Annotated in this window: 10 protein-coding genes and 1 pseudogene; 9 read left to right on the plus strand and 2 right to left on the minus strand. The window is 43.6% G+C overall.

The window, feature by feature from the left end; all coding sequences use genetic code 11:
* The first annotated feature begins 353 nt into the window (after positions 1-353).
* Positions 354-1,674: pseudogene (locus tag ACUVJL_RS09295) on the plus strand (IS4 family transposase).
* Positions 1,675-1,836: 162 nt separating this feature from the next.
* Here the strand turns inward: ACUVJL_RS09295 and ACUVJL_RS09300 are convergent.
* Positions 1,837-2,052: a hypothetical protein gene (locus tag ACUVJL_RS09300; RefSeq protein WP_445245579.1), complete on the minus strand. Its 216-nt coding sequence runs from the start codon at positions 2,050-2,052 to the stop codon at positions 1,837-1,839.
* A gap of 1,325 nt (positions 2,053-3,377) precedes the next feature.
* Between ACUVJL_RS09300 and ACUVJL_RS09305 the strand changes: the two genes are divergently transcribed.
* From ACUVJL_RS09305 to ACUVJL_RS09335, 7 genes are all read left to right on the plus strand, one after another.
* Positions 3,378-3,545 (plus strand): pentapeptide repeat-containing protein, encoded by a 168-nt coding sequence (locus ACUVJL_RS09305; protein ID WP_445245585.1) that lies wholly within the window; start codon positions 3,378-3,380, stop codon positions 3,543-3,545.
* Between the two features lie 2,206 nt (positions 3,546-5,751).
* Positions 5,752-5,976, plus strand: coding sequence for a hypothetical protein (locus ACUVJL_RS09310; RefSeq protein WP_006635912.1), 225 nt, complete (start codon positions 5,752-5,754; stop codon positions 5,974-5,976).
* A 656-nt stretch (positions 5,977-6,632) separates the two neighbouring features.
* Positions 6,633-6,884: a TIGR02450 family Trp-rich protein gene (locus tag ACUVJL_RS09315; RefSeq protein WP_190742582.1), complete on the plus strand. Its 252-nt coding sequence runs from the start codon at positions 6,633-6,635 to the stop codon at positions 6,882-6,884.
* 65 nt (positions 6,885-6,949) lie between these two features.
* Complete coding sequence (locus ACUVJL_RS09320; RefSeq protein ID WP_445245580.1) at positions 6,950-7,633, plus strand: hypothetical protein; 684 nt, start codon at positions 6,950-6,952, stop codon at positions 7,631-7,633.
* Positions 7,634-7,999: 366 nt separating this feature from the next.
* On the plus strand, positions 8,000-8,851 hold the full coding sequence (locus ACUVJL_RS09325; RefSeq protein WP_445245581.1) for an ABC transporter ATP-binding protein: 852 nt from the start codon (positions 8,000-8,002) through the stop codon (positions 8,849-8,851).
* A gap of 381 nt (positions 8,852-9,232) precedes the next feature.
* A complete protein-coding gene (scpB, locus tag ACUVJL_RS09330; protein WP_445245582.1) occupies positions 9,233-9,748 on the plus strand; it encodes an SMC-Scp complex subunit ScpB in 516 nt (171 codons plus the stop codon).
* 42 nt (positions 9,749-9,790) lie between these two features.
* Complete coding sequence (locus ACUVJL_RS09335; protein WP_333131513.1) at positions 9,791-10,138, plus strand: DUF760 domain-containing protein; 348 nt, start codon at positions 9,791-9,793, stop codon at positions 10,136-10,138.
* 303 nt (positions 10,139-10,441) lie between these two features.
* Here the strand turns inward: ACUVJL_RS09335 and ACUVJL_RS09340 are convergent, their stop codons facing one another.
* On the minus strand, positions 10,442-11,662 hold the full coding sequence (locus ACUVJL_RS09340) for an HhoA/HhoB/HtrA family serine endopeptidase (protein ID WP_445245583.1): 1,221 nt from the start codon (positions 11,660-11,662) through the stop codon (positions 10,442-10,444).
* Between the two features lie 305 nt (positions 11,663-11,967).
* Here ACUVJL_RS09340 and ACUVJL_RS09345 point away from each other — a divergent pair, with 305 nt between their 5' ends.
* Positions 11,968-12,234 (plus strand): hypothetical protein, encoded by a 267-nt coding sequence (locus tag ACUVJL_RS09345; protein ID WP_445245584.1) that lies wholly within the window; start codon positions 11,968-11,970, stop codon positions 12,232-12,234.
* Positions 12,235-12,340: the final 106 nt, after the last annotated feature.

The following is a 12,340-nucleotide window of genomic DNA, read 5'->3' on the forward strand; positions in this document are numbered from 1 at the left end:
CATTGGTAGCAAGTTAGAAGGGAGTAGATTTTGTCAATACCCCTTTGTGTAGAAATATAATTGAATAATAATGATAATCAAACAAGGGAGTAAGAGTGGGAGAGTCCGCCGACGGCGGACTCTCCACCAGCAGCGATTGTCATTATCACTAAGTTGTTCACTCGCTCTAGTTGCAGGCGAGCGATAATAGTTGCACCGCAAGCGCACGGCAGCGCCGAAGTCGCATGATAATTGCAGGCGTTGGTATTATCAAATGATAGAATTGACAAATAATTGAGCGCTTGTGTAGGTCAGCAAATATGACCAAGAATCAAAAAACCAATCGTGACCACGCCAAAAAAACTCACAGGCCAATGGTGGAAGAAGAGGTAATCGCTTCGCAACTATCTGCATTACTAACACCAGCCATCACCTCACAAGAAAATTACTACCGCCAACTGGGTTTACGAGGGAGAATTCTCAACTTACCATTAATGGTAGCAGCAGTATTAACCTTGCTGTGGCGAGACGTAGCTGGAGTGACAGAACTCACAAGAATGCTGGCTGTGAGAAGGTTTTTTGTGGTGCCGACCTACGACAGTTACTCAACAAGCAATGTCTCAAAGATTTTTAAGTTTTCCTGCCACCTTATTTGAAGGAGTCTTCAAAAATTTATTACCAAGTTTAAGAACTGCTTGGTACAAGAGAAACCAACGACCTCTACCAGAAAGCATTCAATTTGCCTTGACCAAATTTTCGAGAATTTGGATAATAGATAGCTCAACGCTCGAAGCATTGTTTGGCAAGCTCAAAAGCTTGGAAGATATACCAAGAGGGCAGTTGGCAGGGAAAATGGCAACAGTTATAGATTTAATGACCAGGCTCCCTGTCGAGATTTGGTTTTTGGAAAATCCCCGAGCTTCTGATGTTAAGGTTGAAGAAAAAATCCGACAAGTAGTGCCAGCCAATACCTTACTATTACTGGATAGAGGATTTGATCATTTTAGCTTTTGGCTCAAATTAATTGAACGAGATATCCACTTAATTACTCGCTTAAAAAAAGGAGCATCAATTAAATTATAACAAGTATTTACCCAGAGTTACGACCTGCGAGATAGTCGGATTCGTCTCGGGTCAGGAACTGCAAAAACTCCATTTATTACCTTACGTCTGATTGAAGTTCGTTCAGGTAAGATTTGGCATTCTTATTTAACAAGCGTACTAGATCCTCATGTATTACCTCCCTACGTTGTGGCAGATTTATATCGTAGGCGCTGGAGGATTGAAGATGCTTTTAATACCGTCAAAAGACTCTTGGGCTTAAGTTATTTATGGACGGGTTCTCTCAACGGCATTCAGCTCCAAATTTGGGGGACTTGGATATTTTATGCGCTCTTGGTCGATTTAGGTGATGCCGTTGCTGACCAACTGTCTTTACCAATAGATTCGATTTCATTAGAAATGATTTACCGGGGTCTTTACCATTTTTATGTAGCTCATCAAAAAGGTAAGGCAACTGACCCTCCAAAGTATTTCGCCGCGCCCGAAAACCAAGATTTAGGTATTGTTAAATCTCAACGAAAGCCCAATGTTAAGTTAATTGTTGCACCTTTCCCTGATCGACAGCGAGGCAAAAACCAATATTTCTTTGACACATCTTCTCAAATCCCCTTGACAACTGCCATACAGGCTTAACTTGTTACCAATGGCCTGTGGCTGATCGCACTCTTTTAACTTATTCCCAGATCGGGGGAAATTGAGAACAAATCCTGGCAGATGAACCGACAGTCGCATTGAAGTCGAAGACATTCCAGGAGCTCATAGAGCAAAATCACGGCACTCTTCAAACGACATAATTTATGTTTCCAGTTTTTGGACATATCCTGGATATGGTGTAAGCGTATTGAGCAAAGATGCGTCTGCTGTCCAGAATTCGGCAGATTCTAGCTCAGCAACTGCAAGAATTGCAGCATCATACAGAGTTGCCAAGGAGAAGTGTTGGGCGATCGCCCATATTATTGCACCGATGGCTTTACTACCCTTGGTAATCAACAGGCATTTGGCAGAAGTCATAATAAAACCGCTTTTAAAAATCTAGATTTACCTAGATTTTTAAAAGCGGTGAGAAGGTGCGAGCTCAAGAGCAGCAGCGCTTGGCGATCGCGGCCGTGTTCGATCGTATGGCTGGAAAATCAAGGGTGCGATCGACCGTTTATCGATAAGGTACAGCAACTGTATACCACTTACAGCGTTTCAACCATTTTAGTCATATAGCAATTCTAAATGAGTCGTAAATTTTTTACCCCACCCCAACCCTCCCCTTACTAAGGGGAGGGAGTAAGAAATTTACAAATCATTTAGGATGGCTATAGGTGAGAGTGGTGATTAGTTTGATTTGACACTCACCTGCCATTAGGTGAGATGACTCTTGGGACGATCGTGCCGTTAGTTCCTTTCTGTCGAACGGAGCATACAGTCTCTTACTGGACACTCCTCAAGCTTAAATTCCCGTGGGGCACAGGGTATTTGTGTTGCGATCCCTTCCCAATGTATCAAGCTGCCTTGACTCTTACACTTGATACAAATTTCAATTCTCTTGCTTCGTTAAAGGGGAGTATGACGAACTTTAACATTTTTTTAGGTGAAGCCAAACCCCATCTTGTATTCTCTTAATATACCATACTATCAAGATGAAAACTGGAAAATTTTAAAAATTTTTCCGACTTAAGAAAAAATAAAACTAAACTCGTCAATCTTCGGACAATTTTTCCTAGTAGCTGCGGAAATATTTCGGGAAAAGTCAGAAAGTTGCGAACAAATAATTTTAACAGTATGTGGATTTGTAAAGCGGCGAATAGGTGCGAGAGTTCTGCTCAGTTAAAGTGCAACTAAATAAAAAAAATGAATTAAAATGGTTGATTAAATATAGCCTTTCGAGCGAAAGATGAGGTACTCATGGGCATAGGGCATAGGGCATAGGGCATAGGGCATAGGGCATACCTCACTTTTTTAGAACCGCTATAAGCTGTTGCGGCATTTAAATTGTCTGTCAAAAAAAATTCAAGTCTTGTGGGGTGGGCGTCCCGCCCTGAATATACAATTTAAATGCGCGACAGCTTAGGCTTATTTTTATTAATTCATCTTCTCTCCCCTACTCGCCTGTTCCGTTTGTGGCTGTGTGACACCTGCGGTCAAACAGCCACAAACGTTTCACCTCAACGGTTTGGGGATTTTTTCAGATGTCTGTTTCAGATATGCTGATTTGACAGAAGCAATTTTAAGCCGAATTGCCCACCTAGTTAGCCAAATTAGTTGGCGCTGACTTAAGCTGTGCTACTCTAAAACCAGCCTCTCTATTTCCAGCCGATCGAGAGGGAGCAGTCTGACGAGATACGAATCTGGTTGAAACTGAGTTCAGACACGCTAACTTGAAAGATACTCAGCTAATCGGTTCTGATTTCTCTGGTTGTCGCGTCAAAGGAGCCTGCTTTACAGACCCTCAAGGGTTAACTTGCCAACACAAGCCGTGGCTCATAGCCAATGGATCCTTTAATATCCCAACCTAGCAAATTGCTATTTGAAGGAAAAAAATTGAAAACCTTGTTGGATTTGCGATACTTTTACTTGCTACAAAAACAGGCTTTTTGCTTAACTTTTTTTAAAAAAATTCTTGCAATAAAATGTAAATAAAAACAAAAATACTTACGCTCAAATTCCTAAAAAAATAAGTGATTTGACAGCTATATTAGAGCGGAATTCGATGTTGGCAGACACAATAAATAAACAATAAAATATCATTTGGTAGTCAAAGCTAATGAAAGCATATTCGCTGGCTCTCCAAGAAAAAATAGTACAGCAGAGTTGGCATAAAAGATGTCAATGAGAAAAGTAGCTACCAGGTTTGCAGGAGCGTAAAAGTCTCGTCCAAAAACACGCATGAGCAACAACAAACAGAGAGAAATTTACAGCGCAAACAGAGAAGGAAACCGCTATTCAGTCATTTGAGAAATGCGGAAGTATTCGTCAAAGCACTGGTGACAGATTATCAAGATGCCACTTTAGGGGAGTTATGTGAATTATTTGCAGAGAAGACCGGAAATGGGGTGATATCAATTCCGGTTGCATTGGAATGATTAAACCGCAGAGTACGCTCTTAACGCAGAGTCAGAGAACAGAAAGATGAATACAGGACGATGCTAACGGATTTGATATGAGTCGGACGGCCATGTGTTGCTGTGTGCAGAAATTAGGATTACATCGTAAAAAAAATATGGTACAGTAGCCAAGCCGCGACAGAAATAATCCAAAAATTCAGACTAGAGTATTGGGAAAAAATCAAAGATATCGAGCCATAAAACAAGCGTATTTTTGGATGAAACCGGGATTCTACTGGGTGCGACGACAACTCATGCCCGTTCACAGCCAGTGACAAGAGTATCCAAGCTCAAACATTTTATCGAGGCGCACTAATTCACAGCCATGGGCACAATTAGTATTAACAAACTATTGGTCTTAATGACAATAAATGATTCAATAAATGGAGCTGCATTGGTCGGATTTATTGACAATTTTTTATGTCTTCACTTAGGGCAGCAGCGGTAGTAGTGATGGAGAATTTACCCGCCCCTAAACTAGCATAAACTGTGCCAATAATTGATGCTGTAGGTGCAAATGTTATTTATTTATCCCCCTACTCTCGCCTATTTTTATCCAATTGAACAATGGTTGTCACCACTCAAATCTTTTTTGCTCGGGTTCGCTCTCACTACCACGTCCATGATTGATACAATCATTGCAGTTGCCCTCAATAAACATGAATCTTCAACATCTAACAAATGGGGAAAGCTAATTGCTGATAATGTACCTCATAAAAGCAGGCACTGCTGTAATTGCTATCAAACGAAAAATGCGAAGGCAAAATCGACTTGACAACGCTGGTATGCAGAGTTGATTTGTTTGACCCTTCTTTTTGGGCTATTAGGAGCGATCGACGGATGGAAGACTGTTTAAACTTCTGCTGTTTTTAAATTCTTAGCATTGACCGATCTGTTATTAATTATACAAAATGAGCGGTTACTGGCATTGCTAGCCGAGGAGCGATCGCCCCCAATGAATTCAGAAAACAGATTCACCGCCACACAGCGCAAAAAATCTGGATTCGCAAGCTGTGAGTCTTCGTTGGCGCGGACATTACAAAGCTGCCTTAATTAACACAAATAAGGGCTTTGCAAGAAAATAAAAAAAATATATCATTGAGAAACAAGAATAAAAAGTTGCTCGCTTATGGTAGCCCTGGTAACAACACGTATGCCTGAAGTTATAGTCCACAGCGAGACATAGGGCAGATCTAAATCAATAGGGTGAGGTGGTTGTGTCTGAATTTTAAGAGGGGCGATCGAAGAGGAATGTTAAGAGGGGCGATCGCTTCCCAATGGGGGAGGGTAAAACCTAGGAAGGCAAGGATCTGGAGAGAATGCTGAACTTTTTGAGTTCAGGAAAGTATCGTTACCACTAAACTCTGCCGTATTGTCGAAACCGAGCCAAATTTGTAACAGTTCTTAACTATGAAGAATTCTGCAAAAACTGGTAGCATAGTGACACTTTTGTTAGCAAAAACAGATAAAGTAAATAAAGTTGGCTAGCTCTAGACGCCTCGATCCCCATCCAGGGGAGGTTGAATCAATTTGATTCCTACCAAGTGGTTTTAGAGTTACAATCGGAACCAAAGCATCGCTATTTAACTGAGTTCTTTACTTACTTTTACTTTCAGCTATGAACGTGGATTTTATCAAAGCCCAAGTCAGGTTGCTACAGGGTGCAAGTTCATCGGAGCGAGAAACCCTTATTAAAAACATCGGCGTCTGTGCTGGCGTGATCAGACCGGGAGAGTACGTGACTCCGCAGCGGAAGCACGCCATAACTCTCTGGCTGCAAACAAATGCGGTTCGGCTCCGGCTTCCCCAACTTCCTCTGGATTTATCGGGGCAAAAGCCTTAACAAGGAAGTCATCAACGGGTAGCGACAGAATCAAAAAAATTAGTCAATCTTGCCTAAAAGTGCTTTTTTATTGAGCTGTACAGGATCAATGAAACACGATTAAGATTGAAAAAATGTTTGTAGGGAGAGTTGATCTCGAAAAGACGCCTGCGGACAAGAAGCGGCCGACCGCCTTGGCATAAGCAGGAAGTGAACGTCAAACCTGCTCGAAAAGTAGATTTGAGTAAGTTTCACTGAACGGATTATTGTGCACAACTATAACCAGGGTTATTTGCTTTTAGATTTGAGATTCACGATTTAGCTCGTGCTGCATAAATTTCCTATTTGTGGATCGAGTGAAAAATCATCCCTATTCAATAGGTATAACTAATTCCAGGGGCAGTCATTGAACTGCCCTTACTTTTGAACCAGGAAGCGAAAGTGCTGCAACTTACAATAAACGCATCTACTTGCAGATAGAGTTGAGGTGAACTCTCATGTAAGCTGCAGCGCCTCTATATTGTCTGTTATGTTTGAGAGGGGAGGGGATAAGGGGTGAGGGGGAGAAGGGGTGAGGGGGTGAGGATTTGACGAGTTTTGATAGGGAATTAATATCATCAAACAGAAGGAGTTATTACATTAACTTGCTTTCTAATATATTTGTCAACAACAATACTGTGCCGAAAAAACAAAAATTTCCTTATTTAGTGGGTTCCCGATGGACTTCACACCAAAAAACTTGGGGGTGGCGGCACTTTCAAGTAGTCAACCGAAAAAACGAAGGTAAATGGGTATTTGCAGAAATGGTGGCGGCTTGCGATCCCAATGTCCGTTTCTGGCTGAACGCCGCACAGCTCAAAGACCGATCGCTCTGGCAAGCTGGATGGCAGTCTACGCAAGAATTAGAAGAATTAGAAACAGCAGACTAAAAGACAGCGCTGTGGGGTAGAGTAAGGTAGACATGGATAATGAGTAATAACAACATAGTAAAATAATGAAAAAAAAAGTTGTGTTATTGGTGTGTTTCCTAATTAGTGCTGGATTGGGCGGTGGATTTTGCGAAGTGTCGATCGCAACCAAGGCGATCGATCGCAGCAAAATTGTGTCTGCCGATATTCCAACTCCCGCAGCGGACTTATCCAGCGTAGTCCTTACTTTACAAGACTTGCCCCCAGGTTTTACTGAGGTGTCATCTGAGTATGTGGCAAGTTTCAGAAATAAACTCAGCCAGGGCCTTGGCTTTAAGCCACCCAGCCTCTTTGCGTACCAAAAAATTGATTCCAAGCTGTTTGAACTTCAATTGCTAATAGGATTTACCGTGCAACTGTCAGATCCAATCCAACAAGCTAGGTTCGATCAAGCAATCCGTGAAGGGATGGTTGCAAAAGCAGTCTCTCAAGGTTTAAACAGTAACAAGGAATCGCAGTTCACTGATCCCGCCGCTTTAACTTTGCAAGACAAGATTGGCGAGGTATCGGCTGGGTGGAGAACTCAAGGAAAAATAGAAAATATACCCATGAATGTCGATCTGGCGCTGTTTCGACGAGGGCAAATAGGGGTTCTTATGGCAACTATGTATCTCGACGGCACTAAACCGCCTATCACGATTAGCGAAGCCGGGCGCAAATTAGACAGCCGGATGATGGAATTGAAACCTGATTTAACTCAACCGAAATAAGTGGGTGCTGCAAGCTGTAAAAAAAATCATTTTTCTACCTGCCGATGACACTCAGATTAGTTACACTAAAAAAAACTCGTGCACAAATAGCCGATAAACTAGGTTTTTCAGGTGTCAGTACCGATGAATATCACCAGCAATTTTAGTCGATAGAACCCGGCTTCTGCGTCCAGGAATGATATCATGTCTGTTGAATTGCCCGTTATAAAATTTGGTCGCCTAGTTGGGGCCGGTTTATAAATATTGTGGATGTGAATTACAGATTGTTGGTAAAACTAGCCCCAACAAGTATTGTGGTTAATTTACCGGACATGATATGACTGAGAAGAAAGAGCTTTGTTTCCAGTAAATTATACCGAAATACCTATGCCTGTCTCTGTTTCCCTGCAAAACGCCTGCAAGATTTACAACAAAATACCCGTTGTCAATAACCTTTCGTTCACGATTGAAGCCGGAGAAATGTTCGGTCTCCTAGGCCCCAACGGTGCCGGAAAATCGACCACTATTCGGATGCTGACTACCCTGACTAAGCCCAGCAGCGGTCAAATCCAGGTAGCTGGATATGACGTGATGCGGCAAAGCTTGCAAGTGAAACAGTGTATAGGCGTCGTGCTCCAACAAATCAGCGTCGATGCTGAGCTTTCAGTATGGGAAAATATGGAGTTTCACGGGCGGATGCACCACATCCCCAACCCGAAGCGGCAACAGTTAATTAAACAGTGGTTGGGATATGTAGAATTAGCAGAAAGGCGAGACGACTTAGTAAAAACTTTGTCTGGAGGAATGAAGCGGAGGTTGCAAATTGCCCGAGCACTTTTGCATGAGCCACAAATCTTATTTTTGGACGAACCGACTGTAGGGTTAGACCCGCAAACGCGGCGCCGATTGTGGGAAATAATTTTAGATTTGAACAAGCAGGGAATGACAATGCTGTTAACAACACATTATATGGATGAGGTGGAGTATTTGTGCGATCGCATCGGCATTATGGACGGTGGTAAGTTAATTCAACTGGGAACGTTGGCCCAACTGCGGCAGCAACATGGTCAAGGTTTAGTGATGAAACAAATAGGCGATCGCTGGGAATACAAGTTTTTCCCTACTCTGGAAGAAGCTAATTTATATCTGGATGCCAAAGATGATAAGACTGGGATGATGGTGCGTCCTTCTAATTTAGAGGATATTTTTGTAGAACTGACTGGCCGACAGTTAGATTGAGCAATCGGTAAGTGCTAATAGGAGTCCTGGGATTTTAGATTTTAGATTTTAGATTTTAGATTTTAGATTTCCCAAGCGGCGATTAAAACGGCAAATTTTTTAATCAAAAGTCCCAGGATTAAAATCAAAAACTGAAAACAGAAAGAGTTTTGTTTTTTTGATAAACAACCGACACTATCAATTTATTTTGTAATGAGAAGGTTTTTTTACAAATTCCCTTGATTCACGATCCCGAAGTCACGGATAGACGGATAGTTATTTTTTGCTGATTCCTTCTTCTTTGTTCACGCTTGACTTATTCCCTCAACATCCATCCGTTAAATCCCCTACACTGCTCGTTTCCGAACTTTAACCTCCCAATTCCTAATTACTAATTTCCAAATGACTCGCTTAGCCACAACAATAGAAGCCATACTTTACCTAAAAGGTCAGCCGGTCTCAATAGCAGAGATTGCCGAGATTGCCAAGTGCGATCGAGCCGAAGTCGAAGACGCCATCATCGAACTCATGTCTGACTCATCCCGCGGCGAGAGTGCATTAGAAGTCGTAGAAACCCCGACGGGATACAGCCTGCAACTCAGAGAAGAGTTTGCCAGTTTAATGCAAACTTTAATACCTCCAGAATTAGGTGTTGGAGCTTTGCGAACGCTGGCGGCGATCGCCCTCAAAGGCGGCATCGCTCAGCCAGACTTAGTTAACTTGCGAGGTTCAGGCGCTTACCAACAAGTGCAGGAACTTGTTGAAATGGGTTTCGTCCGCAAACGGCGACCGAGTGAGGGGCGATCGTATTGGTTACAAGTTACCGATAAATTTCATCGGTACTTTCAAGTAGACCAACTGCCAAAACAATTGCAAATTGACTTCCAGGCAAATTTGTACCCAAGCAAAGACGAGTAGTTTAAAGTACAATGTAACAAGCCAGAAATTAAGAATCGCCAAATGGTTTTTCACCCTGACTTTGACAATTCCAATGCCCAACAAACCGCAGTCAATCCACTGCTGAAGTACCTCCAACACCAATCCCCGGAGGTTCTAGCCCGGATCGCCAAGTCCGCCAGCCCAGAAATCAGAGAAATTATCTCTCATAACGTTCAAGGACTTGTCGGCGTCTTGCCTTCAGAACATTTTAACGTCGAAATTACCACGGACCGCGAAAACTTAGCAGGTTTGCTAGCTTCAGCGATGATGACAGGCTATTTTCTGAGACAAATGGAGCAGAGGATGCACTTAGAAGAAAATTTAGCAAGCACCAGCTCGATTCAACCAAACTCTCCCAAAGACAAGTAAAAAGATCGAGGGGTTGGGGAAGCCAGAAGATGAAAGTTGTTCAAAAAAATAAACAGTCCTGGAGGCACAGGGAATTAAGAAACCGGGTTTTTAACCGGCTATCCCTCGCCCTACACCCAGGGTTTTAGTGAAAAAACCCGGTTGCTACGTCCAGGACTATAAACCATCACATTCATCTTTCATCCTCTACCGTTTGCAACTAATACCTGTTTTAAAAAAAATGCAACGGTAGGTAAGCTCCAAATCCTTATGCAGTAACTAATCCCCAATTCTTTAATCGAAAATCGAAAATCGACAATGGTATTACCCACCGGCGGGGCTACCCGATAGAGGAAAAGCACCCGGACGTACTTTAATTTTCTGAACTTGACCCAAACGGTTAATTTCCACTTCTAGTTCTTTGCCCACAACAGTGCTTTCAACCCGTTCTTGCACGTCCCCGGGAGTATTCACAGCAATTCCGTCCACTTTTTGAATGACATCTCCGGCGCGCAAGTCGGCTTTTTGAGCGGGGGAATTTTCCACGACTCGCGTCACGGCTACGCCTTGATCGAGGGTAATTTTATTATTATCGAGCTGTTTGTTGAGTTCGGCCTTGGTGGCTGCAGTCAAGCTGACCATTTGAATGCCGAGATAGGGATGTTCGGCTTTACCTTTGGCGAATAACTGATCGGAAACTCGTTTGGCGGTTTCGATCGGAATTGCAAATCCCAAGCCCTGAGCGTCCGCGCGGATAGCGGTATTGATGCCAATTACTTCGCCTTGGTCATTGAGTAGCGGTCCGCCAGAATTGCCGGGGTTGATGGCGGCGTCGGTTTGGATGAAGCGGACTCGCTTGTCGGGGATGCCGACTTGGGAGCTCGATCGACCCGTAGCGCTGATAATGCCCACAGTCACGGTATTGTCGAGACCTAAAGGATTACCGATCGCGATCGCCCACTGTCCCGGTACAATATTGTCCGATCGGCCCAAAGCCACCTGCGGCAGTTCCTTAGCATTAATCTTAACCACAGCGACATCCGTCAGCGGATCGACTCCCTGCACCTTACCCTCAAACTCGCGGCCGTCTTTGAGCGTCACCTTGACAGTATCCGTCCCGGAGACAACGTGAGCATTAGTAACGATGCGACCGTCAGGAGTGAGAATAAACCCCGAACCCGTACCTCTCTTGACTCGTTCTTCCGGCTGCGGCAAATTCTCCCCAAAAAACCTACGAAACAAAGGATTTTTGAATGCTTCGGGCACTTGATTCGCCACCTTACTCGATGCGTCAATCCGCACTACAGCAGGGCCTACTTTTTCGGCTGCTTCAGCAATAAAATTGGGATTGCTGCGATCGACCGCCCGATTTTCCAGAACAGGAGGAGACGCATAGGGGGGGATTTGCTGGCGAACTACTGGCAAAACCAATCCGGTTTCCAGATGGTTTGAGCCTTGCAGATAGCGATTCCCCAACCATCCCACGCCTCCCCCGATCGACAGCAAAGTCACATAAAGGGTCGTTTGCTTAAAAGATAAACTCATTTAATAACTCCCGCTAAATACCTCATCCCCGCAGACACGTTCCGAATCAAGCATTTTTGTCTTGGCGACGGGAAGGAAGCGGGGCGGGGCGTACCGCTTCCTCAAGAACATAGGTGTTAACAGGCAGGCGCTGATGGGCATCACAGGCAATTTTTTCCTGATTTTCCAAGAGCGACTAAAACTAATAATTCTCATCCTAACTTGGCTTAGCCTGGGATTTACAGTCTGGGGGGCGGCTAGAGCTTTCAAATATGCACTTTCACTCGACTAGACAATTGTCAATAGTCCGAAATGAATACTTTTTTATGTACATAATGACTTTTAAACGCTTATTTCCGCTGATTTCTGCACTACTTTGGTCGATCGCACCCGTTGGGAAAACGGCGGATTATACCGAGGCCGCACCTGCAAATCTTCCCTCAGGTACACCTGTAGAAAACCCCGACCCCGCCCGCGATTGCCCGAGTCCGGCTATGTCTCGGTTGCGCCGCCACACAGCGGCCCAGGGCGAAACAATAGAAAGCATTGCGCGGCAGTACAATAGACCTCTTGCGAAAGTGCGCTCGTTCTAGGTAAAATAAAAGAAATAATTAGCTCCCATAAGATGAATTACGAACAAGTACAAAAGTTAAACCCCGCCGACTTTAAACGGTACTGTGGACTACATCAAGAGACATT

It is taken from the genome of Microcoleus sp. OTE_8_concoct_300 (genome assembly GCF_031383065.1).
In the GTDB taxonomy this organism is placed as follows: Bacteria; Cyanobacteriota; Cyanobacteriia; order Cyanobacteriales; family Microcoleaceae; genus Microcoleus.